The sequence below is a fragment of the Sphingomonas sp. AC411 genome (assembly GCF_979253035.1).
In genome coordinates, this window is sequence record NZ_CEEDAQ010000001.1 from 3000341 (window position 1) to 3023757 (window position 23417).

The 23417-nt window shown below is 66.4% G+C and carries 22 protein-coding genes and 9 pseudogenes; 22 read left to right on the forward strand and 9 right to left on the reverse strand.

All coding sequences use genetic code 11. The features are described 5' to 3' along the window. Window positions 1–147 precede the first annotated feature (147 nt). Both AC0IX7_RS15410 and hemE read right to left on the reverse strand, forming a co-directional pair. Window positions 148–609, reverse strand: a complete 462-nt coding sequence (locus tag AC0IX7_RS15410; RefSeq protein ID WP_471812691.1) for a CopD family protein — start codon at window positions 607–609, stop codon at window positions 148–150. Further along, window positions 606–1655, reverse strand: a complete 1050-nt coding sequence (gene hemE / locus AC0IX7_RS15415) for a uroporphyrinogen decarboxylase (RefSeq protein ID WP_471813905.1) — start codon at window positions 1653–1655, stop codon at window positions 606–608. The genes AC0IX7_RS15410 and hemE overlap by 4 nt, the downstream gene beginning before the upstream one ends. Before the next feature lie 328 nt (window positions 1656–1983). Between hemE and AC0IX7_RS15420 the strand changes: the two are divergent. The 11 genes and pseudogenes from AC0IX7_RS15420 (at window position 1984) to AC0IX7_RS15470 (ending at window position 9266) form a co-directional block, all read left to right on the forward strand. After that, window positions 1984–2816, forward strand: a pseudogene (locus AC0IX7_RS15420) (pyruvate, water dikinase regulatory protein). Continuing rightward, on the forward strand, window positions 2813–3403 hold the full coding sequence (locus AC0IX7_RS15425) for a Maf family protein (protein WP_471812692.1): 591 nt from the start codon (window positions 2813–2815) through the stop codon (window positions 3401–3403). Before AC0IX7_RS15420 ends, AC0IX7_RS15425 begins: the two are co-directional and overlap by 4 nt. A gap of 246 nt (window positions 3404–3649) precedes the next feature. Then, window positions 3650–4468 (forward strand): annotated as a pseudogene (locus AC0IX7_RS15430) (shikimate dehydrogenase family protein). Next, window positions 4465–5040, forward strand: coding sequence for a dephospho-CoA kinase (gene coaE / locus AC0IX7_RS15435; RefSeq protein ID WP_471812693.1), 576 nt, complete (start codon window positions 4465–4467; stop codon window positions 5038–5040). The pseudogene AC0IX7_RS15430 and the gene coaE overlap by 4 nt, the downstream one beginning before the upstream one ends. A gap of 15 nt (window positions 5041–5055) precedes the next feature. Further along, window positions 5056–5729, forward strand: a pseudogene (gene dnaQ / locus AC0IX7_RS15440) (DNA polymerase III subunit epsilon); the annotation flags it as partial. Between the two features lie 78 nt (window positions 5730–5807). Continuing rightward, window positions 5808–6389 (forward strand): annotated as a pseudogene (gene hpf, locus AC0IX7_RS15445) (ribosome hibernation-promoting factor, HPF/YfiA family); the annotation flags it as partial. Between the two features lie 131 nt (window positions 6390–6520). Further along, window positions 6521–6988 carry a PTS sugar transporter subunit IIA gene (locus tag AC0IX7_RS15450; protein ID WP_187502478.1) on the forward strand — a complete coding sequence of 156 codons (468 nt, stop codon included), beginning with the start codon at window positions 6521–6523 and terminating at the stop codon, window positions 6986–6988. Continuing rightward, window positions 6978–7451 (forward strand): PaaI family thioesterase, encoded by a 474-nt coding sequence (locus AC0IX7_RS15455; protein WP_471812694.1) that lies wholly within the window; start codon window positions 6978–6980, stop codon window positions 7449–7451. The genes AC0IX7_RS15450 and AC0IX7_RS15455 overlap by 11 nt, the downstream gene beginning before the upstream one ends. Continuing rightward, window positions 7448–7775, forward strand: a pseudogene (locus AC0IX7_RS15460) (DUF1491 family protein). The gene AC0IX7_RS15455 and the pseudogene AC0IX7_RS15460 overlap by 4 nt, the downstream one beginning before the upstream one ends. A gap of 187 nt (window positions 7776–7962) precedes the next feature. Further along, window positions 7963–8592, forward strand: a complete 630-nt coding sequence (locus AC0IX7_RS15465) for a cell wall hydrolase (protein WP_248524202.1) — start codon at window positions 7963–7965, stop codon at window positions 8590–8592. 167 nt (window positions 8593–8759) lie between these two features. After that, window positions 8760–9266: pseudogene (locus AC0IX7_RS15470) on the forward strand (MmcB family DNA repair protein). Window positions 9267–9435: 169 nt separating this feature from the next. Here AC0IX7_RS15470 and AC0IX7_RS15475 read toward each other — a convergent pair. After that, complete coding sequence (locus tag AC0IX7_RS15475; RefSeq protein ID WP_471812695.1) at window positions 9436–9726, reverse strand: ankyrin repeat domain-containing protein; 291 nt, start codon at window positions 9724–9726, stop codon at window positions 9436–9438. Next, window positions 9723–10040, reverse strand: a complete 318-nt coding sequence (locus AC0IX7_RS15480) for a hypothetical protein (protein ID WP_471812696.1) — start codon at window positions 10038–10040, stop codon at window positions 9723–9725. The genes AC0IX7_RS15475 and AC0IX7_RS15480 overlap by 4 nt, the downstream gene beginning before the upstream one ends. 78 nt (window positions 10041–10118) lie before the next feature. Here AC0IX7_RS15480 and AC0IX7_RS15485 point away from each other — a divergent pair. The 3 genes and pseudogenes from AC0IX7_RS15485 to AC0IX7_RS15495 all read left to right on the forward strand — a co-directional run bounded on the left by AC0IX7_RS15485 (window position 10119) and on the right by AC0IX7_RS15495 (window position 11841). Further along, window positions 10119–10710, forward strand: a pseudogene (locus tag AC0IX7_RS15485) (SCO family protein). Continuing rightward, window positions 10707–11140: pseudogene (locus AC0IX7_RS15490) on the forward strand (YcgN family cysteine cluster protein). The pseudogenes AC0IX7_RS15485 and AC0IX7_RS15490 overlap by 4 nt, the downstream one beginning before the upstream one ends. A 26-nt stretch (window positions 11141–11166) precedes the next feature. After that, the gene (locus AC0IX7_RS15495; protein ID WP_471812698.1) at window positions 11167–11841 is read left to right on the forward strand and encodes a M48 family metallopeptidase; all 675 of its coding nucleotides are present in this window, start codon (window positions 11167–11169) and stop codon (window positions 11839–11841) included. On the opposite strand, the pseudogene AC0IX7_RS15500 reads toward AC0IX7_RS15495, so the two are convergent. From AC0IX7_RS15500 to AC0IX7_RS15520, 5 genes and pseudogenes are all read right to left on the reverse strand, one after another. Next, window positions 11817–14022 (reverse strand): annotated as a pseudogene (locus tag AC0IX7_RS15500) (transglycosylase domain-containing protein). The gene AC0IX7_RS15495 and the pseudogene AC0IX7_RS15500 sit on opposite strands and share 25 nt — an antisense overlap. Window positions 14023–14066: 44 nt before the next feature. Then, entirely contained in the window at window positions 14067–14477 is a 411-nt protein-coding gene (gene msrB / locus AC0IX7_RS15505; RefSeq protein ID WP_187502471.1) for a peptide-methionine (R)-S-oxide reductase MsrB, read from the reverse strand. Window positions 14478–14531: 54 nt separating this feature from the next. Beyond that, complete coding sequence (locus AC0IX7_RS15510) at window positions 14532–15617, reverse strand: NAD(P)/FAD-dependent oxidoreductase (RefSeq protein WP_471812700.1); 1086 nt, start codon at window positions 15615–15617, stop codon at window positions 14532–14534. Beyond that, complete coding sequence (locus AC0IX7_RS15515) at window positions 15596–16276, reverse strand: methyltransferase domain-containing protein (protein ID WP_471812702.1); 681 nt, start codon at window positions 16274–16276, stop codon at window positions 15596–15598. Before AC0IX7_RS15515 ends, AC0IX7_RS15510 begins: the two co-directional genes overlap by 22 nt. Next, window positions 16273–17352, reverse strand: a complete 1080-nt coding sequence (locus tag AC0IX7_RS15520; protein ID WP_471812704.1) for a type III polyketide synthase — start codon at window positions 17350–17352, stop codon at window positions 16273–16275. The genes AC0IX7_RS15515 and AC0IX7_RS15520 overlap by 4 nt, the downstream gene beginning before the upstream one ends. A 454-nt stretch (window positions 17353–17806) precedes the next feature. On the opposite strand from AC0IX7_RS15520, the gene AC0IX7_RS15525 reads away from it, so the two are divergent. From AC0IX7_RS15525 to AC0IX7_RS15560, 8 genes are all read left to right on the forward strand, one after another. After that, window positions 17807–18268 (forward strand): hypothetical protein, encoded by a 462-nt coding sequence (locus tag AC0IX7_RS15525; protein WP_471812706.1) that lies wholly within the window; start codon window positions 17807–17809, stop codon window positions 18266–18268. Window positions 18269–18612: 344 nt separating this feature from the next. Further along, a complete protein-coding gene (locus tag AC0IX7_RS15530) occupies window positions 18613–19608 on the forward strand; it encodes a hypothetical protein (protein ID WP_471812708.1) in 996 nt (331 codons plus the stop codon). 11 nt (window positions 19609–19619) lie between these two features. Beyond that, window positions 19620–20093: a hypothetical protein gene (locus AC0IX7_RS15535; protein ID WP_471812710.1), complete on the forward strand. Its 474-nt coding sequence runs from the start codon at window positions 19620–19622 to the stop codon at window positions 20091–20093. A 76-nt stretch (window positions 20094–20169) separates the two neighbouring features. Further along, window positions 20170–20931 carry a hypothetical protein gene (locus AC0IX7_RS15540; RefSeq protein ID WP_471812712.1) on the forward strand — a complete coding sequence of 254 codons (762 nt, stop codon included), beginning with the start codon at window positions 20170–20172 and terminating at the stop codon, window positions 20929–20931. Continuing rightward, complete coding sequence (locus tag AC0IX7_RS15545) at window positions 20928–21269, forward strand: hypothetical protein (protein ID WP_471812714.1); 342 nt, start codon at window positions 20928–20930, stop codon at window positions 21267–21269. The genes AC0IX7_RS15540 and AC0IX7_RS15545 overlap by 4 nt, the downstream gene beginning before the upstream one ends. Window positions 21270–21340: 71 nt before the next feature. Beyond that, a complete protein-coding gene (locus AC0IX7_RS15550; RefSeq protein WP_471812716.1) occupies window positions 21341–22807 on the forward strand; it encodes a hypothetical protein in 1467 nt (488 codons plus the stop codon). Continuing rightward, window positions 22804–23082 carry a hypothetical protein gene (locus tag AC0IX7_RS15555; RefSeq protein WP_471812718.1) on the forward strand — a complete coding sequence of 93 codons (279 nt, stop codon included), beginning with the start codon at window positions 22804–22806 and terminating at the stop codon, window positions 23080–23082. Before AC0IX7_RS15550 ends, AC0IX7_RS15555 begins: the two co-directional genes overlap by 4 nt. A gap of 71 nt (window positions 23083–23153) precedes the next feature. Next, window positions 23154–23405: a hypothetical protein gene (locus AC0IX7_RS15560; RefSeq protein ID WP_471812719.1), complete on the forward strand. Its 252-nt coding sequence runs from the start codon at window positions 23154–23156 to the stop codon at window positions 23403–23405. Window positions 23406–23417: the final 12 nt, after the last annotated feature.

The following is a 23417-nucleotide window of genomic DNA, read 5'->3' on the forward strand; positions in this document are numbered from 1 at the left end:
AGAATTGGGGGGCGGGTTAGTCAAGCGAGCCTTTTTGCCCCTCCCTGAAAGGGAGGGGTTGGGAGTGGGTCGGTTTCCGCGTGGTCGAACCGTTGGGGCTCGAGCGGGCCTACCCACCCCGGCCCCTCCCTTCCAGGGAGGGGAAGTTCAGAACGGCTTTACGATCGCGAGCACGACGATCAGCGTCACCGCCAGCGCGGGCACTTCGTTCAGCATCCGCAACTGCTTGCCGGTCAGCGTCGGCTTCCCCGCGGCGAGCTTCTTCGCATAGCCGACCGTCCAGCCATGATAGCCCGTCAGCAGGAACACTAGCAGCAGCTTGAGGTGCAGCCACCCCAGCCCCGGTGCGCCGTCCGCCAACCCCAGGTTCAGCGCCAGCGCGATCCCAAGCACCCAGACGACGATCATCGCCGGCGTCAGGATGATGTGGCGGATCTTGCTCTCGCGCTCGACCCAGTCCGCCGCCTCAGCCGCATTTCCGGCGGCCAGCGCCTCCTGATGATACACCAGATAGCGTGGCAGCATGAACAGCCCCGCCATCCAGAAAATCACGAAAATCAGATGCGCAGCCTTCACCCAATCATACGCAGCGCCGAGAAAACCGCTCATGTCGTGCTCCTTACACGGGCGATCAGCTGCTCGACATGCGCGATGGGCGTGTCGGGCAGGATGCCGTGGCCGAGGTTGAAGACGTGCGGGCGCTCGACGAACGCCGCCAGAATCCGGTCGATCGCCGCATCGAGATCCGCCCCGCCCGCGATCAGCGCTAGCGGATCGAGATTACCCTGGACGGGCATGTCCGCGGGCAAAGAAGCGTGCGCCCAGACCGGATCGACCGTCTCGTCCAGCCCGATCGCATCGACGCCCGTCTCACGCGCATAGGCCGGCAGCTTGCCCCCTGCCCCCTTGGGAAAGCCGATGATCGGCACGCCGGGGCAACGCGCGTGGAGCCGCTCGACGATCGACGCGGTCGGAGCGATCACCCAGCGTTCGAACTGCGCGGGCGAGAGCGAGCCTGACCAGCTGTCGAACAACTGCACCACGTCGACGCCCGCCTCGATCTGCCGCGCGAGATACTCGACGGTGTTGTCTGCGATCGCATCGATGATCGCACCGAACGCCTCCGGGTCACGATAGGCAAAGCGCCGCGTCTCGGACTGATCCTTGCTCCCCTTCCCCGCCACCATATAGGTCGCGACCGTCCAGGGAGACCCCGCAAAGCCCAGGAAGGTCGTCTCCGGAGGCAATGCCGCAGCGACCTTCGCGACGGTGCCGTAGACCGGCTCCAGCCGTCCCATGACCGGCTGCAACCGATCGAGAGCATGGTCGACCAGCGCCGGCTCGAGCCGAGGCCCCTCGCCGACTCCGAAGCTCAGATCCTGGCCGAGCGCCCAAGGGATCATCAGGATGTCCGAGAACAGGATCGAGCCGTCGAACCCGAACCGGCGGATCGGCTGGAGCGTGACCTCGGCCGCCGCGTCCGGATCGGTGGCGAGCGCGAGGAACCCACCCTTCTCGGCCCGCAGTTCGCGATACTCGGGGAGATACCGCCCCGCCTGCCGCATGAGCCAAAGCGGCGGGACCGCTTGGCGCTCACCGCGAAGGGTCGCCAGCAACGGCTTGAAGGACGGCGAACGGGAGGTCGGATCGGTCAGCGGAGCACCCTTCTTCTACTATAAGAAGATTCTAGAAATAGGTTGTTGCAGTGGTTGTGCGGTTGAACCCGGGACTTATGCGGTGATCCCCGAATTGCCAACAGCTTGACCCTGCCGCACCGCCACAAACGCGCTGATTCGATTCAAGGCTCCCCGTTACCCACAGCCTGTGGATAAAATCAGCGGCTGTGCGCGAGCGTGTGGATAGAATCGCTGTTATCCACGGCACACCCGTCGCTTGGCGAGGCGGACGAGTTACGCTAGCCGTTCTCCCCATGTTATCCACAGATCCACGCCCACGGACCCGCCCGCTGGGGATAAATCGCCGATGATGCGGCTCCACCTTCATTTGCTGTCGGATTCGACCGGCGAGACGCTGGAGAACATCGCGAAGGCGGCGCTGGCGCAATATGACGACGTCGAGACGGTCCGCCATTTCTGGCCGATGGTCCGGACCGAGGCACATCTCGAGCGTATCCTCCAGGAGATCGCGCAGAACCCGGGGCTCGTGATCTTCACGCTGGTGAATCCGGCGACGCGGCGGATCCTTGAGCAACGGTGCCTGGCGCTCGGGCTGCCCGCCGTGGCGCCACTCGATCCTGTAAATGACGCTTTGTCGGGATTGCTGGGGCAGCAGGCCAAGGCGCGACCGGGGCGCCAGCACGTGCTCGACGCCGCCTATTTCGCGCGTGTCGATGCGATCCAGTGGACGATCGCGCACGACGACGGGATCGCGTGGGAGGAATGGGAGGAGGCCGATATCGTCCTCGCGGGCGTGTCACGCTCGTCGAAAACGCCGACCTCGATCTATCTCGCCAACCGTGGCTACAAGACCGCGAACATTCCGATCGTGGTCGAGAGCCCCCGCCGAAGATCCTCTATGGCCTGAAGAACCCGCTGATCGTCGGGCTTACGACCAGTGCCGACCGGTTGATCCAGGTCCGCCGCAACCGGTTGCTGTCGCTGAACCAGCAGCCGGATACGTCGTATGTCGAGGAGGAGGCAGTGATGCGCGAACTCGCCTTTGCGCGGCGGATGTTCGCCGACAATGGCTGGCCGGTGATCGACGTGACGCGGCGCTCGATCGAGGAGACGGCGGCGGCGATCATCGCCTTGTGTAACCAGCGGCGGAGCGACGACGTCGCGAAGGTCGAGGCATGAGCCTGATCCTAGCCTCGCAAAGCGCGTCGCGTCGCGCGATGCTGACGGCAGCGGGTGTTCCGTTCGAGGCGACGTTTGCGGGGGTCGACGAGGATGCGGCGAAGGCGGCGTTGCGCGATCTGTCGCCGCGCGATCTGGCCGATGCGCTGGCGGAGTTGAAGGCCTTGAAGGTGTCAGCGCGGATGCCGGGGTATCTGGTGCTTGGCAGCGACTCTTTGGTTGCGCTGGAGGACGGCACGATCCTCGACAAGCCGACCGAGCGGGCCGACGCGGCGGCGCATCTGCGGCTGATGTCGGGTAAGCGGCATGACCTGTGGAGTGCGGCGGTTATCGCCGAGAACGGGCAGGCGATCTGGCGGCACGTCGAGCGCGCGAAGATGCATGTCCGCCCGCTGTCAGAGGCGTTCATCGAGACGTACCTCGATGCGGAATGGCCGGCGATTGCCGGCTGCGTCGGCTGTTACCGGATCGAAGGCCCGGGCGCGCAGTTGTTCGCCAAGATCGAGGGGAGCCAGTTCACGGTGCTGGGGATGCCGCTGCTCAACGTTCTCGATTTCCTCCGCGTGCGGGGCGAACTGCCGGCGTGACCCGATACTTCTGATCCTCCCCCGCCAGGGGAGGTGGCTTGTCTTGCCAGACGGAGGGGGAGGTAAGCGACACATCTGTCCCGTGACCTCCCCTCCGTCACCTTCGGTGCCACCTCCCCTGGCGGGGGAGGATCGTTCGAGGCGGACGGCGCATGGCGATCGTAGCCTAATCGATTAAACCTTGTTCACCCGCGAAGGGGTGCCCAGACTGGATCCCCGCCTTCGCGGGGACACATGGAGCTTCGAATGACCGTCTCGACCCGTCCTTACGCAGAAGTGATCGGCGACCCGATCGCCCAGTCCAAGTCCCCGCTGATCCACGGCTTCTGGCTCGACGCGCTCGGGATCGACGCGGAGTATCGCCACAAGCACGTCACCGCGGACGCGCTCCCCGCATACTTCGCCGAACGGAAAGCCGATCCCGCCTGGCGCGGATGCAACATCACGATGCCGCACAAGCTCGCCGCACTCGATCACGTTTCCGACCCCGGCAACGTCCGCGGGACGATCGGCGCGATCAACACCGTATTCCGCAACCAGGCGGGTGACTGCATCGGCACCAACACCGATGCCGCGGGATTCTGGGCGCCGATCGACGATCTCGACATCGCCGGCCAGCCCGTCACGGTGATCGGCGCCGGCGGCGCAGCCCGCGCGATCCTGTTTGCGCTGTCGCGGATGGGCGTCGGGCCGGTGACCATCCTCAACCGCAATCCGCTAAAGGGTGCGGCGTTGCTTTCGGCGTTCGGACTCAAGGGTCAGGCATTGCCGATCGGCCCCCGCCCCGCCCTCGCGGCTGCTCGTCAACGCGAGCGTGCTCGGGATGGCGGGTCAGCCCCGCTCGATATCGACCTCGGCGCGCTCGGTCCGGACTCGCTGGTCTACGACATCGTCTATTCCCCGCTCGAAACCGGTCTCCTGAAAGCGGCAAGGGCGCGCGATCTCGAAACTGTCGACGGTCTTGAAATGCTGATCGGCCAGGCGGCCGTCGCATTCGAGATATTGTTCCACGTGGAACCACCGCGCGATCGCGACGAGGACCTCCGGGCATTGCTGGTCAAATGATCATCGGGCTGACCGGCTCGATCGGCATGGGCAAGTCGACCGTCGCTGCGATGTTCGCCGACGAGGGCGTGCCCGTATTCGACGCCGACGCGACCGTTCACCGGTTGCAGGGTGTCGACGGTCGGCTGGTCCCCGCGATCGAAGCCGCCTTCCCCGGCACGACCGCAAACGGCGCGGTCGACCGAGCAAAACTCGGCGCGGCGGTGTTCGGCGACGATGCCGCGATCAAGCGACTCGAGGCGATCGTCCACCCGGCGGTCGGCGAAGAGCGCGCCGCCTTTCTCGCTGAGCACGCCGGCAAGCGAGTCGTGTTCGACGTCCCTCTCCTGTTCGAGACCGGCGGTGACCAAAGGGTCGACTCGATCGTCGTCGTCTCCGCGGCACCGGACGTGCAGCGCGCGCGCGTGCTCGCCCGCCCCGGCATGACTCCGGAGAAGTTCGCCACAATCCTCGCGCGCCAGACCCCCGACGCCGAAAAACGCGCCCGCGCGCACCACGTCATCCGCACCGATACGAGCATCGACGAGACACGCGCGCAAGTCCGGGCAGTGCTTGCATCCTTGGAAATCTGAGCCGATACCATATCGATGCGCGAGATCGTCTTCGACACCGAAACCACCGGCCTCAGTTTTTCCGGGGCGACCGCATGGTCGAAATCGGCTGCGTCGAGATGGTCAACCGGGTCGAGACCGGCCGCACCTTCCACGCGTATTATCATCCCGATCGCGACATGCCGGTCGAGGCGTTCAACGTCCACGGGCTGAGCGCACAATTCCTGTCGGACAAGCCGAGATTCGCCGATGCGGTCGAGGATCTGCTAGAGTTCGTCGGCGATGCACCGATGGTCGCGCACAATGCCGGCTTCGACTTCTCGTTCCTCAACGGCGAGTTGACCAAATGCGGCCGTCAGATCATCCACATGAAGCGGATGATCGACACGCTGCAGATCGCGCGCAGCCGTCATCCCGGTGCCAAGCATTCGCTCGACGCGCTGTGTTCGCGCTTCGGAATCGACCGCAGCCACCGTGTGCTGCACGGCGCGCTGCTCGATGCGCAGCTACTGGCGCAGGTCTATGTCGAGCTGATGGGCGGTCGCCAGATCGGCCTGGGACTTCTTAACGAAGCGGCCGGCAACGCCGCGACTCCGATCGTCGCACAGGCGCCTCGGGTCGTTCGCCCGCCACGCATTTTCGCAGTGAGCGAGGGAGACCTTGCGGCGCATGCGGCGTTTATGAAGGGGATCAAGGATCCGATTTGGGGGCCGTGGCGTCCGGATGACGCTGGCAGGGTGGAGCCAACAGGACCACCCGAACTACGTAACGCCGACAAGGAGACGATAATGGATATCCGGATTTCTGGTCACCAGGTTGACACTGGCGAAGCACTGAACAGCCATGTGGAAGACCGACTCCAGGGTATCGCCGACAAGTATTTTTCCCGCGCCATCTCGGCCGAGGTCACGTTCGGCAAGGGGCCGCACGATGCCGGCTTCAAGTGCGATATCGTCGCGCACGTGATGAAGGGCTTGGTGCTCAAGGGGCATTCCGACGCCTATGACGCGCGCGCGGCCTTCGATGGCGCGGCGGCCAAGATCGAAACCCAACTCCGCCGCTACATGCGCCGCCTGAAGGACCGCCATGCCGGCGAAGCGGTCGCGATGGCCGAGAGCAACGGCTACGACAACGCTGGCTACACGCTGTTCCAGGAGAGCGTCGAGGAGGACGATGTCGCGGACGCACCGCTGATCATCGCCGAAACGCGCGTCGACATTCCCGAGGCCAGCGTGTCCGATGCGGTGATGATGCTCGATCTGCGCAACACCGCGGCATTGCTGTTCAAGAATGCGGGCACCGGCGCGCATAACATGGTCTACAAGCGTGGCGACGGCACGATCGGCTGGGTCGAGCCACAGCGGGCCGCTTCGACTGGCGCGGCCTCCCTCCCCAGTAAAAGAAGGGTCCATAAGGGCGCGGGTCTGACGGCCGCGCCTTTACGCCCCCGCGCAACCCGCTAAGGCGGACGCGCGCGGGGGCGCTTGAGACATTGAACACCATGACCGATTTCAGCGATATGCTGCGTCCCGACGCAGTGCAGACGGGCGTGATCGCCACCAACAAGAAGGCGGTGTTCCAGCATATCGCGACGATTGCGGCCGAGATCGTCGATACGGATGCGAAGACGATCGCCGAACGATTGACGGCGCGCGAGAAGCTCGGCTCAACCGGGTTCGGCGGCGGTGTCGCGATCCCGCATGCCAAGCTCGAGGGGCTCGCGCAGGTCACCGGCGTGTTCGTGCGGTTGGCGCAGGCGGTCGATTTCCAGGCGGTCGACGATCTGCCCGTCGATCTCGTCTTCATGCTGTTGTCGCCGACCGATGCCGGGGCGGTGCATCTGAAGGCGCTCGCGCGCGTCTCGCGGCGGCTGCGCGACAAGGCGTTTCTGGAGAAACTGCGCGGCGCTGGCTCGCCCGATGCGCTCTACGCGCTGTTCACCGCCGACGAGGTGCGCGATGCAGCCTGAGTCTTCCTCTAACACCGCGGGCGCGGAGGCGCATTTTCGCGCGCTGGAGTCGCTGTATGCGCAGGCGCCGATCAATCGGTTCTTCGAATCGTCGCTGGAAATCCCGGAGGCCGGCGTCGCGCGGATCCATTTTACGATCGACGAGCGGCATTATCACGCCGGCGGCGCCGCGCACGGCACGAGCTATTTCAAGATGCTCGACGATGCCGCGTTCTATGCGTCGAACAGCCTAGTTACCGATCGTTTCCTGCTGACCACCGCGTTCAACCTGCTGCTCACCCGCCCGCTGAAAGTCGGCCCGGTGATCGCCGAGGGTCGCTGGATCAGCGGCAAGCGGCGCGTGTTTGTCGCGGATGCGCGGCTGATCGATGCGGAGGGCGAAGAAGCCGCGCGGGGCACCGGCACGTTCATGCGCTCGCGGATCGCGCTGGCCGGGCTGCCTGGATACCGCGCGCCGGCATGAGCGGTCGGCTACCCAGTGGCGTGCTCGTCAGCGCCCTCCTCCGCCGGGTCAACGACGCGGGCGGCTTCGGCGCGGTGATGGCGAAAGGCGATGCACAGGGCGGCGCGATCCTCGTCATCGCGATCGACAAAGGGACCCCTCCCCGGCTGTTGGAGCGATGGAATCGGGCCTGACGGACGGACCGCCTTGATCGACTCGACCCCTGCCGAAGACCTTGACGGCTATTGGCGGCGCAGGCGCTCGCGCGACCCGGATTTGTGGGTCGTCGAGGTGGACATCGCAGCGGCGGAACGGTTCGCCGCTGAAACGATCCTCGACGATTGACTCGAAAGCCCCCCAATAGAGGGGATTGCAACGATTGATTGGCGTTGTGCTGGGACGGGTGCGATCCGGATCAGTTACGCAGTCGGGGGATGCCTGGACGGTCGGCTCGTACGATCGACTCCACGGTCTCACCGCATCTGAATAAGCTTGAATGACCATTCTTCAGCGGGCTGCGACGATCGCGGCCATGACTTTCTCTCTCGCCGGCCTGCTCGGCAACAGCGCACCCGGCCATGCGACCGGTATCGATCGTACCACGGTCAGCCTGACCGCTCTCGCAAATCTAAACGCCCTCTCCCCGCAGAATGTTCCGCAGGTCGCTCCCGCCGCAACGCCCGTTGCCGCCGTCGAGAAGACCGCAATCGAGAAGACTGCCGCCGAGCAGCTCGCTCCTGCAGAGGAAGAAGAATTCGACACGCTCGCCCAGGCCGTTGCCGCGCAGGATAGCGCCGCCGCCGACGACGCGCTCCAGTGCCTTGCCGGCGCGATCTATTTCGAGTCCAAAGGCGAGCCGCTGACCGGCCAGCTCGCGGTTGCCGAAGTCATCATCAATCGCGCCAAGTCGGGTCGTTTCCCCGCAGACGTCTGCGCCGTCGTCAAGCAGCGCGGCCAGTTCAGCTTCGTCCGTGGTGGCCAGATCCCGACCATCACCAAGGGTGCCTCGTATCGCACCGCGGTCGCCGTCGCCAAGGTCGCTCTCGCCAGCGCCTGGAACAGCCCGGCCGACAAGGCACTCTACTTCAACACCCCCGATCGCCGCCCTTCGGTTCGCGCGATCAAGGTCGCCTCGATCGGCAACCACGTCTTCTATCGCTGATCTTTTGTCATCCCCGCGCAGGCGGGGACCCATCTACTCCGCCGCTGCGATCTTGCCGTGAGGCTAGCCAATATGGGTTCCCGCCTTCGCGGGAATGACGAGACCAGAACACGATCACAATCCGTGAATGAGCTTGCCTCGTTCGCGGATTGTTCTATTTCCAGGGCATGCTCGACATGCCGCCGGACTCCTGCATCGACAAACCCGGATCCTCCAGGATTCGACCCTCTGCGCCGCCGACGTGGCGCGCGGGTCATTCGGATGTTGCTGCGGCACGATCTCACCGCGATGACCGAAGTGCCGCTCGACGGTGGCCGCCGGGCCGATCTGATGGCGGTGGATGCGCGCGGTCAGATCGTCATCGTCGAGATCAAGGTGTCGCGCGCCGACCTGCTCGGCGACGGCAAGTGGCCCGATTATCTCGGGCATTGCGACCGGTATTTCTGGGCGGTGCCTGCGGGGTTCGACGTCGGGCCGTTGCACGGGCCTGCGTTCCTGCCCGAGCGGACCGGGATCATCGTCGCGGATCGCTACGACGCGGCGATCGTGCGGGAGGCGCATACCACCCCCTGCCCGCGCATGCCCGCAAACGCTGCACGCTGGCGTTCGCCAGGCGAGCCGCGCGCCGGTTGATCGCGCAGATGGACCCGGATGCGGACGGGTTGGCGTTCTAGGATCTAGGGGCCCCCCTCCCTGGAAGGGAGGGGTCGGGGTGGGTCGATTTCCGCATCGTAGAACGGTTGCGTCACGAGCCGGCCTACCCACCCCAGCCCCTCCCTTCCAGGGAGGGGAGCGCGTCGTGATTTTGGCAACCTCGGCGACCTCAGCGACCGCCGCTCAAACTCAGAATTTCGGCCCCGATACCGCTTTCCGCACCTTCTTCGGCGCATCCGCCAGCAGCTTCGACACGACCGGGTTGCGCCCATCCTGCTTGGCATAGTCGCGCGCCGACATGCCGGCGATGATATCCGCCTGGTCGGGATCGGCGTTCTCGTTCAGCAGCACGCGGATCATCCCCACGTCACGGCGCTGGACCGCGCGGATCAGCGGTGTCTCGCCGGCCGAGTTGCCGAGGTTCGGGTTCGCCCCCGCCGCAGTCAGGATCGGGATCATGCCCGTCTGCCCAAGCGTCACCGCGAGCAGCAGCGGCGTGTTGCCCTTGCCGTCGCGCAGATTGGCGTCCGCGCCCTTTGCAGCAGGAAGCGCAGATAGACCTCGTCGCCGCGCTTGATGACGATGTGGAGCGCGCCCTCCCCGTTCGTCACGTCGCGCGTGTTGATGATGTTGCTGCCCGGGCGGCCGAGCATCTCGAGGACCTCGTTGTTCTTGGCATCGCGCACCGCGGACAGGAACTTGTACCCCTCCGACTGGCCCTGCGCGAAGGCGGGCGCCGCCATACCGAGCGCGGGCGTCAGAAGGGCGGTGGCGAGCATCAGGCGAATACGCATCGAGAGACTTCCTTGGTTCGTCCTGGATATTGGCGACGCTTGCGCCGCAGTAGCGAACAGATCAAGGCTGGCGGCATCATGACCCTTCGTTTCATCCTTTGTGCGCTCGCCCTGCCCGCCCTGGCGTTGGCGGCCTGCAACTCGTCCCAGCCCCCGCCAAACCGCCGCTCGAAGGCGCCCGGATCGGCGGTCCTTTCGCGTTGACCGACCAGAACGGGCAGGCCGTCACCGAGCGCAATTTCGCGGGCAAATACCGGATCATGTATTTCGGTTACACCTTCTGCCCCGATGTGTGTCCGACGGATGTCCAGGCGATCGGCGCCGCGGTGAAAAAGCTCGAGGCGAGCGGCCCCGCGATCGCCGCGAAGATCGTGCCGGTGTTCGTGACGGTCGATCCGGCGCGCGATACGCCCGCGGTACTCAAGCAGTTCGTCTCCGCCTTCCACCCGCGCATGGTCGGCCTGACCGGCAGCCCCGAGGCGATCGACCGGATCAAGACCGAATATGCGGTGTATTCGAGCAAGGGCGAGCCCTCCCCGGGGGCGGCTACCTCGTAAACCACAGCCGGCAGGCCTATCTGATGGACCCGGACGGCAAGCCCCTCGCTTTGCTGCCGCAGGAACAAGGGCCCGACGCGGTGGCGACTGAGATCAAGCGCTGGGTATCGTGAGCGCGCGCTTCTGGGAAGATACGCCGATCGAGCAACTCGACCGCGGCCAATGGGAAGCCTTGTGCGACGGCTGCGGCAAATGCTGCATCCACAAGCTCGAGGACGAGGAGACCGGCGAACTCGTCGCGACCAACGTATCGTGCCGCCTGCTCGACCGGCGCAGCGGGCAATGCTCGGATTACCGCCACCGCCACGCGTACGTGCCCGAATGCGTGCGGCTGACGACCGGCAACGTCCACGGCATCGACTGGCTTCCTCGACCTGTGCCTACCGCCTGCGCGCGGCCGGCGAGCAGCTGCCCGAGTGGCATTACCTCGTCTGTGGCGACCGCGAGGCCGTCCACCGCGCCAAGCAATCTGTGCGCGGCTGGACCGTCAGCGAGGACGAGGCGGGCGAGCTGGAATACCACGTGATCGACCGCGAACTGTAAGCCGGTGATCGCCCTGTGATCGCCCGATGATAGAAGGCCTGGAGATCGTCCGTCACCCTCGCGCCCGTCGTGCACGGTTGTCGATCGATCCTGCGAGCGGCCGCGCGCGGCTCGTCCTGCCAAAGCGGGCGGCGCTGAAGCAGGCGCTGGCCTGGGCCGAGGACAAGGCCGGCTGGATCGCCGAACAGCGCGCGTTGCTCCCCCAGCCCCGCCCCTTCGTCCCCGGTGCGGTCGTCACCGTCGCCGACGAACCGCTGACGATCGAGTGGATTCCGGGCAGCCGTCGCACCGTGGTGCGCGAAGGCTCGGTCCTGTCGCTGTCGGGTCCGCCCGAAACGATCGCGCGCCGCGTCGAGGCTTGGTTGAAACGCACCGCACTCGCCGTGCTCGAAACCGAGACCGCCGAATATGCCGCCAAGGCGAAGGTCAGCGTCGCGCAGGTCGCGGTCGGCGATGCCAAGGGCCGCTGGGGCAGTTGCGCATCGAGCGGCGTGATCCGCTACAGCTGGCGCCTGATCCTCGCGCCGAGCTGGGTCCGCCGCGCCACCGTCGCGCATGAAGTCGCTCACCGCGTTCACATGAACCACGCACCGGTCTTCCACGCGCTGGTCGAGCAACTCTACGGCGAAGACCCTACGCCCGCGCGCGTCTGGTTACGCACGCACGGCGCCGAACTTCACTGGTTCGGTCGGTCGTCCTGATACCGGCGATCCTGATTGCGGTCGTCCTGGTAGCGGCCATCCTGATATCTATCGCGCGGCACGTCGCGGGTTAGCGGCTGGCGTCCTGCCGGTTGCTCCTGACGCGGCTGGTTGCGGCCGGTGACGCGGTCGATCCAGTCCTGATTCATCTGCTGCGGTGGCGCCGGTGGCGCGGCCGGCGTCTCGGGCTGATCCGCATCGGGCCGCGGAATCGTATCGCCGGTCTGCGCGTCGGTCGGTACCGGCGGCTGGTCCGGATCGATCGGATTGCCGTCCGCGTCGACCGCCATCTGGCCATTGTCGGGCTGGCCGAAATAGCTCTCCTCGTCGGGTTCGAGCTGCCACTCGGGCAGGGTCACCTTCGTATCGAACTGCTCGATCGGACGGTTGGCGGTCGCGGGCTTCATGAACGCCGCCCAGGCACGCGCCGGTGCCTGGCCGCCATGCAGCCCGGCGATCGGCTTGGCGTCGTCACGCCCCATCCACACGCCGGTCGTGATGCCGCTGGAGAAGCCCAGGAACCAGCCATCCTTCGACGAGCTGGTCGTCCCCGTCTTGCCGGCGACCGGGCGGCCGATCTGCGCCGCGCGGCCGGTGCCGGTGTTGACCGCGGTCTGGAGCAGGTCGGTCATCTCGGCGGCGACATAGGGCGCGACGAGCACATGGCTGCGATCGACCTCATGCGTGTAGATCGTCTGGCCGTTCGCGGTGACGCGCGTGATCCCGTACGGCGTGACCGCGACGCCCTTGCTGGCGACCGACGCGAAGGCGCGCGTCATGTCGATCACGCGGACCTCGGACGTGCCGAGCACCATCGACGGATGCACGTTGACCGGCGTCGTGATGCCGAACCGGCGCGCCATGTCGGCGACCGTGTTGAAGCCAACCTCTTGGCCCAGCTTGGCGGCAATGGTGTTGAGCGAATAGGCGAAGGCGGTGCGCAGCGAGACCGCGCCGGAGTTGCGCCGGGAATCGTTGCGCGGGCTCCAGCCCTGGATCGTGACGGGTTCGTCGACGACCGAGATCCTCCGGCTTGTGGCCGGCCTCCAGCGCGGCGAGGTAGACGAACAGCTTGAATGCCGAGCCCGGCTGGCGGACCGCCTGTGTCGCGCGGTTGTAGATCGACGAGACGTAATCCTTGCCGCCGACCATCGCGCGCACTTCGCCGCCACGATCGAGCGCGACCAGGGCGCCCTGTGCGCCGGCCGGGGCATTGGCGCGGATCGCCGCATCGGCTTGCCGCTGCATGTTGAGATCGAGCGTCGTCCAGACTTCCAGGGGCTCTGTGGTCTCGTCGATCAGCGTGTCGAGCTGCGGCAGCGCCCAGTCGGTGAAATAGCGGACGCTGTTCTGCTTGGGCTCGGGCGCCAGTTTCAGGCCGGATACGTCCGCATCGGCAGCCTCGGACGCGGTGATCGCGCCGGTTTCCTGCATCGTCTCCAGCACGACGCCGGCGCGGCCCATCGCGGCCTCGGCATCGGCGGTCGGCGAGTAGTTGGACGGTGCCTTGACGAGGCCGGCGATCACCGCGGCCTCGGCGAGGCTCAGGTGATCCGCGCCGTGGCCGAAGAACTTCCGGCTCGCCGCGTCGATCCCGTAGGCGCCGCCGCCATAATAGACCTTGTTCAGATAGAGTTCGAGGATCTGGGCCTTGCTGAACTTCCATTCGAGCGCGAACGCCAGGATGCCCTCGCGGAATTTCCGCCCGAACTTCTTCTGGTTGTTGAGGAAGACGGTCCGCGCCAGCTGCTGCGTGATCGTCGAGCCGCCTTGCGTCCAGTGACCACGATCGAACCGCACCTTCACGGAGCGCGCGATGCCGACCGGATCGACGCCGATATGCGAGCGAAAGCGGCGATCCTCGACCGACACGGTCGCGTCGCGCATGACCTTGGGGATTTGTCCGTAGGGCAGCCATTCGCCGAAGCTCGGCCCCATCGACACGATCACGGTACCGTCGGCGGCATGGACGCGGATCATCTGGCCGTTGGGCGACGATTTCAGGCTGTCGAAGCTGGGGAGCTGCGACATCGCGACGTACACCGCGATCGCCAGCGCTCCGAGCGCGAGGACGCCGATTCCGACGCAGAGCTGCAGGAACACGACCAGCCGTCGCCGCCAGCGTGACGCCGGGGGAGTTGGGGACCGACGGGACGGGGAAGCAGAACGCGTACGAGCCATGTGGCCGCAGAATTACGCGCGATGTCCCCGCCCTACAAGCAGCATCAAGCCGCAGCGTTCGCTTTGCGCGGTCGGAATTCGAGCGACAGCGAATTCATGCAATAGCGCTGGCCGGTCGGCGGCGGGCCGTCCGGGAAGACATGGCCCATATGGCTGTCGCAGCGGGCGCACCGCGTCTCGATGCGGGTCATGCCGTGGCTGCGATCGGCGTGATCGGTGACCGCATCGGGACCGATCGGCCGGGTGAAGCTGGGCCAGCCCGACCCGGAATCATATTTGTCGGCGCTGTCGAACAGTTCGTTGCTGCACGCGGCACAGCGATAGATGCCGTCCGCCTTGTTGTCGTTGAGTGCGCCCGCGAACGCACGCTCGGTCCCCGCCTCGCGCAGCACATGATATTGCTCGGGGGTGAGCCGCTTGCGCCACTCGGCTTCGGAAAGATTGAGTTGGTCCATGGGTTTCAATCTCGTGCTGGCAGGACGGATTTCAATATGGCGTAGGGACAGGCTCTAGGTCTGGCCTATTCTCGTCGCGTTGGCGATCACCTGGATCAGGGAAGGGCGCATCAGCGGCAGCAACCAGGCTGCCCGCGTACTTTCGGCGACCTGGCGGACGATGCTGGCGATGCCGATCGGGCGGGCAAGGCGGCGGGCGAAATCCTCCTGCCACCGCGCTGCCGAAGCGGGACCGCCGCGGACATAGGCGTCGGCGGCCGCGGCTCCGCTGGCGAGCGCGATGCCCATGCCCTCGCCGGCGAGCGAGGGGATCACCCCGCCTGATCGCCAAGCCGGAAGATCGCGTCGACGCCCTCGCGTTGTCGCCAGCCATAGGGGACGTTGGCGATCGCATCGATCGGCGCGCGTCCGTCGATCAGCGCGACCCATTCGCCGAGTGCTGGCATCTCGCGACCCAGGGCCTCGAGCAACTGCGCGGGGGATCCGGCGGCCTGAAGCCGCGAGCGATGCACGGCCATGCACAGGTTCGCAGTGCCGTCCTCCTGCATCGCGAGGCCTGCATAGCCGCGGTCGAACAGGTGCAGCTCGATCCCCCATCGAGCGCCGCGCGGAGTGCCGGGAGGGGGCGATACGGACGCGCAACCCCAGCGTCGGGTCGGATCCGCGCGCGTCTTCGGGGCGTGCCATCCCGCGAACGTCATGCTTGCCGCTGGCCAGGAACAGCGCGTCGGGGGCGAACGTCGCGCCGTCCGCGGTGCGGACCGTCATGCCGTCGATCTCGCGCACGGTGACACCGCGCTCGACCGGCGTGCCGAGCCGTGCGGCTTCCGCCAGCATGACCGTGTCGAGCCGGTGGCGCGTGACCGAGACTGCTGGACAGGGCAGGGCGGCCTCCGCGAGCCGCGTTCCGGCGAAAATACGGGCGCGCGTCACGCGATCCGGGTTGAGCGTGTCGGGATCGATGCCGAGCTCGGCGAGCGTCTCCAGCGTCCGCCAGCTGAGGAACCCGCCGCAGATAGCATCGCCGGTTTCGCGCGATCGCTCGACGAGCAGATGCGGCAGGCCGGCGCGCGCGAGGCCGATCGCGGTCGCGGCCCCGGCGAGCCCGCCGCCGACGATCAGCGCAGGCGTTCGACGCATAACCGGAACGGAAAGACGCGGCGGACCTTCGCCTGGGTGATACCGGCTTCGGCGAGCAGCGGCGGCCATTCGTCGGGGCGATAGCTGCGCGCGATCGACAGCGTGCCGTCGTGGCGCACGATCGGGTGCCAGCGCGCCAGCGTCGCGAGGACGGGGAAGCCCCAATGTGCGAAGCCGTGACGATGGAGGTCGTTGACGAACCACCCGGCGCGTGCGTGCGCCTCCATGAAGCGCAGGAACGCCACGAGCTGATCGTGGCTCATGTGATGGGCGACTAGGCTGCTGACGATCACGTCCCAGGGCTCGTCGGCAAGGTCGGCATAATCGCCGGTGACGTAGCGGATGTCGCCGCCATGCGCCCGCGCCGCCTGTTCGCTGCGCGGGTTGAGATCGACGCCGACCAGCTCTGCCTTGATGCCTTTCGCCTCGGTCCAGCGCGCGATCCGCCGCAGCATGTCGCCGTCGCCAAAGCCTACGTCGAGCAGCCGGAAGCGTTTCCGCCCGGCTGTCGCGCGCGCCAGGAAATCGAGCGTCGGGCGGCGCGCCATCGTCACCGTGTTGACCGTGGCCAGATCGCCGACCACATCGGCATAAGTCGCCGCGTCGAGGTCGTCGGCGTCCATCAGCTCTTCGGCCTGGCTGCGAATGACGAGGCTCATGGCGCGCTTCGGAACCCGAAGCCCTCCGCCGCCAGTCCCGGCCCGAACGCGAGCGCGACCCCGTGCGCGATCGGCGGCCCGGCGAGCAGGCGCTCGAACACGAACATCAACGTCGCCGACGACATGTTGCCGTTGTCCGCCAGCACCTGCCGCGACGCCGCCAGCGCCTCGGGTTTCAGCTGCATTGCATGCTCGACCGCGTCGAGGATCGATCGGCCGCCGGCATGTACCGCCCAGCCGTCGATCGTCTCCGGCGGCCGGCCATCGCTGACGATCGCGCGAAACTCGGTATCCGCCAATGCCGTGGCGATCCGCGCGGGAACCTCGCCGGACAGGTGCATCGCAAAGCCCGCATCGGTGACGTCCCAGCGGATCAGCGCCTCCGTATCGGCGAGTGCCGCCGCAAACGGCGTACCGAGTTCGAGCCCGGTCGCCTCCGCGGTGACCAGCGCGGCCGCGGCGCCATCGCCGAACTGGAGCATCGCCAGCAACGGCTCGATCTCGTTGGCGGGCTGGAGGTGCAGCGTCGAGAGCTCGACCGTGACGACCAGGACGCGGGCCTTGGGCTCGGATCGGACGATGTGGCGCGCGCTGCGCAGCGCGACGACCGCGGCGTAACACCCCATGAAGCCGATCAGCAGCCGCTCGACGCTGGACGACAGGCCGAGCCGTCGGGCGATGATCTGGTCGATCCCCGGCGCGACGAAGCCGGTGCAGCTTGCCACCACCAGATGCGTGATCCCCTCGACCGCGACCTTCGCGCGCAACGCCTCGATCGCACGGATCGCCAGGTCGGGCGCATGCTCGGCGTAAAGCGTCATGCGTGCCGCGGTGCCGGGATGCGGCTCGGCGGCGTAAAAGCCGGCATCGTCGACCGGCGAGCCCCCGTCCGCGGTCGGCGGCAACACCGACCAGCGATGCGCGATGCCCGATCGCGACGCCATCCTGTCGAACACGCGCTGCATGCGCGGTTCGATGCGCGACCGAGCCCAGGCTATGAAGGCATCGTGGATATCGTGACCGGGTACGGCGGAACCAACGGCATTCAGATAAGCGGACACGATACCCTTTCCCATGCGACCGAGCCGTCAACGCGTGACGTGGCCAATCGGCCTGCGCCTATCAAGACCGGGATTCCAGGCGAATCGGTGGCCAGAGTGCGGCGTACAGCGCACCGATCGATACCGCGCCGCTTTTCGGCCGTTCCGTAAATATTGGTTACCGACAAACATACCCTCGACGCCGCCGCCGGCCGAACTGAACCATATTGAACCTAATTAAATCGTTTGCAGCAAGAGTAGCAGGGAGAAAATGGTCGTGATCGTGCATTCGAATTATACAGGATTACCGGATTCCAAAGGATTAGGTTGATATTTGGTCGCATAGGTCGAGAGTAAGATCGCATTTGATCTGGATTCAGGTCGGATGCGGTTTCGGTTCGGTTCGACGCCCCGTGCGAAAACGGCACATGTCCGTGAGCATCGAGGTCGGGTGCCGAAATCCGGATCGTGGGAGGAAGAGGGGCTTTTGGTGAAGAACGAGTCCGTAGTCGATTTGATCAAGGATCTGACCGCAAAGCTTTCCGCTGTTGCCGAAGAGTTCAACGGCCGTGTCGCACAGGCATCGGAACCCATAGCCGTCGGCGACGTGCCCAGCGAAGCGATGCTGGTCGACCGTGCCAATGCGGTGCTCGCCGAGCGGCGGATGCGGCGTCAGTTCCTTCCCGAGGAATTGTTTCACGAACCGGCCTGGGACATGCTGCTCGCGCTGTTCGTGTCCCGCGACGACCGAGCACCGATGAACATCAAGGCCCTGGTCAGCATGTCCGACGCGCCCGTGACGACCTCGCAACGGTGGATCGAGCATCTCCACAAGCTGAAGCTGATCGATCGCGTCATCGACCCGACGGATCGCCGCAGGGTCGAGATATCCCTCAGCCACAGTGGCGAGGAGGCGATGCGTTCGTATCTGCGGGCGCTCAAGCGTCAATAAGATACGCGGTCGAGTTGCTGCGGCGTACGATGTGAGCGCTACTCGCCCGACGGGTGTCGAAGACTAAAACGATAATGGTAGATAACGTCGACCATTTGAAACCATAACGACACATAACACCTAAGATTTATATAGTATACTAAGATAGCAATTAGATTTGATCTAGTTGTAATGCCTAACATATGTCGCATTAACTGTTGCCATTATGATTTCGTAGTATTTGATTAATCGCGTCGAGCCAATTTGTTCCCGACAAAAAGATCGGGGCAAGCATTGGGTCATCGTACGTCTGCGCAGGGGGAAGGGATAGCAGGCACCGGCTTGTCCTGGCAGCTTCACGTAGCGTGCGGACCGGCTTGGTCGCGGCGACGCTGGCGCATCCCGCCTTCGCCCAGACCGCGACCGCCGTTCCGGACCGTCCCGCGGTCGGGACGGTAGCGGGTACGTCGATCGTCAACACCGCCGGCCTGCGCTACGATCTCGACGGCACATCCCGATCGACCGTCTCGAACACGGTGACGATCGTCGTCGCCGAGCGCCTCGACGTGGCGCTGGTTCGCGACGACCATGATGCGGTGGTGGTGGGGGCCGAGCCGACCGTAATCCCGCTGACGTTGACGAACCTCGACAACGGCAATGAATCCTTCACGCTGGCGGCGACCGTCTCGTCGGCAGGGATCACGCTTCGTACCCTGGTGATCGATGGCGATGGCGATGGGCTGTACGATCCGGTGCGGGATGTGGCGCCGGTCGATGGCAGGACGCCGGTGCTGGCGCCGGGGCAGTCGATCAAGCTGCTGGCGATCCTGGCCGCGACCTCGGCCAACCCCGTTACCACACCCGTTACCGCGACCTTGACCGTCACCGCGCAGTCCACGACCGGATCGGGTACCGCGGGTGCGACCTATGCCCAGGCTGGCGACGGCGGCAGCGACGCCGTGGTCGGGCTGACCGGTGCCAGCGCGAGCGTGGCGATCCCGCTGAGCACCGGTCCAGTCGGCCCCTCCCTTTTCAAGAGCCAGTCGGTGCGGGCTGCCGACGGGTCGCAGAACGCAGTCCGCGATTCGGTCATCACCTACACGCTCGAGGCGCGCTTCACCGCCGCCGTCACCGGCGCGCGGATCGCCGATCCGATCCCTGCGGGCACCGTCTTCGTCCCGGGCAGCCTGACGCTCGACGGCGCGCCGCTGAGCGATGCCGCCGACGCTGATGCAGGCCGCTTCGACGCGACCGGTGGCGCCCAGACTGGCGGCGCGCAGGGTCCGGGCATCGCCGTCGCACTCGGGCAGGTCGCGGCCGCGTCCGTCCACACCGTCCAGTTCAAAGCCAAGATCCAATGAGGAGCATATCCATGATCACGCGTCCGATGATTGCCGCCGTCCTGGCGGCCACCGCTGCCGTCGCCTCCGCAGCCGCAGGGCCGTTGCAGGTCACCAGCAGCATCCTGGTCGAAAGCCGCACCGCCGCTGCCGACGGCACTACGCGGATCGCGCTGGTGAAACCGTCGAAGGTGACGCCGGGCGACAAGGTCATCTTCGTCCTCAGCTATCGCAACACCGGGGCTCAGCCGCTCGCCAACGTGGTGCTCGACAACCCGTTGCCGCGCCAGATCGCCTACCGCTCCGCCAATCCGGGGTCGCCCGCGCCCGACGTGTCGGTCGACGGCAAGACGTTCGGTTCGCTCGCCACGCTGCGCGTCCGCAGCCTCGACGGCAGTACGCGCGCGGCGGGCCCCAACGATGTCACCAGCGTCCGGTGGCGCCTCGCAAGCCCGTTGGCGGCCGGTTCGCAAGGTCAATTCGCGTTCCAGGCCGTGCTCAAATGACCCGGCATTCCTCCACACCGCAAACACATAAAAGGTAGACTTAGACATGCACGTAAAAGGGGTAATTCGCGCGCTGATGGCCGGTACGGCTGCGGTCGTGTCGATCGGCATCGCGGCGGAGACGGCGAGCGCGCAGGCACCGGGGCCGGCCGGTACGGCTGCCGGCACGACCGTCACCAACACGGCGCAGGCCAGCTATTCGGTCAACGGCGTCCAGCAGTCGGTGGCATCGAACGCGGTCAGCTTCGTGGTCGATCGCAAGGTCAACCTGACCGTCACCACCAACCAGCCCGCCAATACCGAGGTCGCGATCGGCCAGGCGGCGGCGGTGACGACGTTCAGGGTGACCAACAACACCAACGGCACCCAGGATTTCGTCCTGACGGCAAGCCAGTTGCCGATCCAGAACCTGTTTGCCGGCGACAATTTCGACGTGGCCAACGTCAGGGTGTTCGTCGATTCGAACACCAACGGCATCTATGATCCGGGCGTCGATACCGGGACCTACATCGACGAACTCGCCGCCGATCAGTCGGCCGTCGTGTTCATCGTCGGCGACGTTCCCAACGTCCAGTCCGCCTCGCTCGCCGGCATAACCTTGATCGCACAGGTCGCGGCCGGGGTAGTGCCACCGTGCAGGGCACGCCGCTGGCACCCAGCGTCGCGCTCAACGACGATGCGGTGGTCGACGTGGTCTTTGCCGACAATGATTCGGACGGGCTGGGCCTCGATATCGCCAATAACGGGCAGGGGCGTGCTTCGCTCGCGTATGAAATCACGACGCGCGACGTCGCGCTCAGGGTCGACAAGACCCAGATCGTGGTTTCCGACCCGGTGAGTGGACTCGTCGCGCCCAAGGCGATTCCCGGCGCGGTCGTCCAATACTGCCTGACGGTGTCCAACGGGACGCTGCTGACGCCTGCGAACAACGTCAACCTGACCGACCTCGTCCCGGCGAACACCACCTATCAGCCAGGCTCGATCGTGATCGGCGTGCCCGGTGTCCAGCCGATCTGCACCGTGGCGGGCTTCGTCGCCAACGACGACGGCACGCCGATCGCCGGCACGACCTTCACCGGCGGGTATGATTCGACCGCGAGGCGGGTGACGGCGACGATCCCGACGCTGCTCGGCGGGACCGCGGTCGCGGCAAGCTTCCGCGTGACGATCAACTAACCCCGCTCCTCGCGAACAAGGAACGACCGATCCCGGCACGCGCAACGACGCGTGCCGGGAAAGGACCCTTCATGCCCAGCGCCCACCGTCTTTTGCGCCTCTGCGCTCTGCTCCTGACGATCCTGTACGGGCTCGCGCTCGGCTGCCTGCCGGCCGCGGCGCAGACTGGTGTCCAGGCGGGTGCCCAGACGCGCATCGAGAATACCGCGACGCTCTCGTTCGACGACGCGACCAGTGCGGCGGGATCGCGCATCGTGCCGTCCAATACGGTCGCGCTCGACGTGAACCGGGCCAAGCGTCCGACGACGCTCACGTTTCGGCTGCCGCCACCCGAGTACGCGATGACCGGCGCCAAGTGCCAGACCGCGCCGACCCTTCTCTTCACGCCGGCGCCGATCGACGCCGCGACCTATGCCGCGTCGTCCCCGATCGCGACCGTCGACATCTATGCGGACATGATCCTGGTGCTCGACAACCAGGCCGGCAACCGCGATCCCGAAATGCGCGAAACCGCGATCATCGCGGTCGAGGTCGGCACCATCCGGACCACGCTGACGCTGACCGAGACGGCGGTCGCCAGCGGCATCTTCGCCGGCGGCATTCCCGCGGTCGCGACCGGCAAGCATCCCGAGCTCGCGGCCTGCGATATCCGCAACCAGCGCGGCGCGGCGATCATGCTGAGCTTTGCCGAGGACGGCTACAGCCTCGCCTCGATGGCGTCGCTGCTGATCGACCCGGCCGGCTACACGTTCGATTCGCGCACCGGCGCGCTGGTCGACGGCACCACCGTGTCGCTGGTCGACGAGACCGGCCAGCCCGCCACCGTGTTCGGCGACGACGGGGTCAGCCGCTATCCCTCCACCGTGATCACCGGCGAAGCGGTCACCGACGCCAGCGGCCGCGTGTATCCGGGCGAGACCGGACGATACCGCTTCCCGCTGTCCGCACCCGGCCGCTATTTCCTGAAGATCACGCCGCCGGGCACTTACACCGCGCCGTCGACCGTCGATCGCGCGACGCTGGCAGCGTTGAAGGATCCGCAGGGCAGGCCGTTCATCCTCAACGACACGAGCTTCGGCGGATCGCTGACGCTGTCGACGCCCGAACCCTTCTCGGCCGACATCCCACTCGACAGCCCCGGGGCGGGGACGCTGTTGTTGACCAAGATCGCGTCCGTGCGCGAGGCGTCGCCGGGCGATTTCGTCCAGTATCTCCTGCGGATCACCAACCGCGATGCCGTCCCGGCGCGCGGGCTCCACGTCGCCGATACGCTACCCAAGGGATTGCGCTACGAGCGAAATTCCGCGCGCGGCGGGGACGAGCCGACCGTGTCGTCCGATGGCCGCACGCTCGACTTCGTCATCCCCGTACTGGCGGCCGGCGCCTCGACCGAGCTGAAATACGTCGTCAGCATCGCCCCCGGCGCACCCGCCGGCGAAGCGCTCAACCGCGCGCGCGTCGTCGGGCAGGGCACCGTCACCAGCAACGAGGCGGCGGCATCGGTTCGCCTGCGCCCCTGTTGTTCACCGACGCGATGACGATCATCGGCCGCGTGACCGAGGGGAATTGCGGCGATCCGGTCGACAAGCGCAAGGGCGTGGCCGGGATCCGCCTGTTGATGGAGGACGGCACGTTCGTCGCCACCGATCGTGACGGGCTGTACCATTTCGAGGGCGTCCGCGCCGGGCGTCACGTCGTCCAGATCGACACGTCGAGCATCCCCGCGACGCACGCGCCGGTCGCCTGCGACATCGACACCCGGCAAGCCAACAGTGCGATCTCGCGGTTCGTCGAGGGGACGGCGGCCTGCTGAAGCGCGTCGACTTCCAGCTGAAGCCGACCGGCAAGGCCAAGGCTGCGGACGCCGGCCTTCCCGTCACGGTCGTGGATGCCGCCATCGCGGCGGGCAGTCGCGACTGGCTGGCGGGCGAACAGGTGGCCGGCATCGACTGGCTGTTCCCGAGTGCCGACCACAACCCGCGCGCGCCGATCGTCCGCGCGGTGGTCAAGCACGCGCCCGGCCAGCGCATCGCGCTTACGATCAACGGCAAGCAGGTCGAACCGCTCGCGTTCGACGGCACCGACCAGCGCGATGGTACCGATGTCGCGGTGTCGCGCTGGACCGGCATCCCCTGATCGACGGCGACA

Excerpts from the sequence above, each read along its gene's own strand:
- AC0IX7_RS15515 (WP_471812702.1), bottom strand. The coding sequence starts at position 16,276 with ATGAGCCTCGTCATTCGCAGCCAGGCCGAAGAGCTGATGGACGCCGAC.
- AC0IX7_RS15535 (WP_471812710.1), top strand. The coding sequence starts at position 19,620 with ATGATCACGCGTCCGATGATTGCCGCCGTCCTGGCGGCCACCGCTGCC.
- AC0IX7_RS15510 (WP_471812700.1), bottom strand. The coding sequence starts at position 15,617 with ATGCGTCGAACGCCTGCGCTGATCGTCGGCGGCGGGCTCGCCGGGGCC.
- AC0IX7_RS15495 (WP_471812698.1), top strand. The coding sequence starts at position 11,167 with ATGATAGAAGGCCTGGAGATCGTCCGTCACCCTCGCGCCCGTCGTGCA.
- AC0IX7_RS15480 (WP_471812696.1), bottom strand. The coding sequence starts at position 10,040 with ATGCGTATTCGCCTGATGCTCGCCACCGCCCTTCTGACGCCCGCGCTC.
- msrB (WP_187502471.1), bottom strand. The coding sequence starts at position 14,477 with ATGGACCAACTCAATCTTTCCGAAGCCGAGTGGCGCAAGCGGCTCACC.
- AC0IX7_RS15425 (WP_471812692.1), top strand. The coding sequence starts at position 2,813 with ATGAGCCTGATCCTAGCCTCGCAAAGCGCGTCGCGTCGCGCGATGCTG.
- AC0IX7_RS15540 (WP_471812712.1), top strand. The coding sequence starts at position 20,170 with ATGGCCGGTACGGCTGCGGTCGTGTCGATCGGCATCGCGGCGGAGACG.
- coaE (WP_471812693.1), top strand. The coding sequence starts at position 4,465 with ATGATCATCGGGCTGACCGGCTCGATCGGCATGGGCAAGTCGACCGTC.
- AC0IX7_RS15520 (WP_471812704.1), bottom strand. The coding sequence starts at position 17,352 with ATGGGAAAGGGTATCGTGTCCGCTTATCTGAATGCCGTTGGTTCCGCC.
- AC0IX7_RS15450 (WP_187502478.1), top strand. The coding sequence starts at position 6,521 with ATGACCGATTTCAGCGATATGCTGCGTCCCGACGCAGTGCAGACGGGC.
- AC0IX7_RS15455 (WP_471812694.1), top strand. The coding sequence starts at position 6,978 with ATGCAGCCTGAGTCTTCCTCTAACACCGCGGGCGCGGAGGCGCATTTT.
- AC0IX7_RS15410 (WP_471812691.1), bottom strand. The coding sequence starts at position 609 with ATGAGCGGTTTTCTCGGCGCTGCGTATGATTGGGTGAAGGCTGCGCAT.
- AC0IX7_RS15555 (WP_471812718.1), top strand. The coding sequence starts at position 22,804 with ATGACGATCATCGGCCGCGTGACCGAGGGGAATTGCGGCGATCCGGTC.
- AC0IX7_RS15550 (WP_471812716.1), top strand. The coding sequence starts at position 21,341 with ATGCCCAGCGCCCACCGTCTTTTGCGCCTCTGCGCTCTGCTCCTGACG.
- AC0IX7_RS15465 (WP_248524202.1), top strand. The coding sequence starts at position 7,963 with ATGACTTTCTCTCTCGCCGGCCTGCTCGGCAACAGCGCACCCGGCCAT.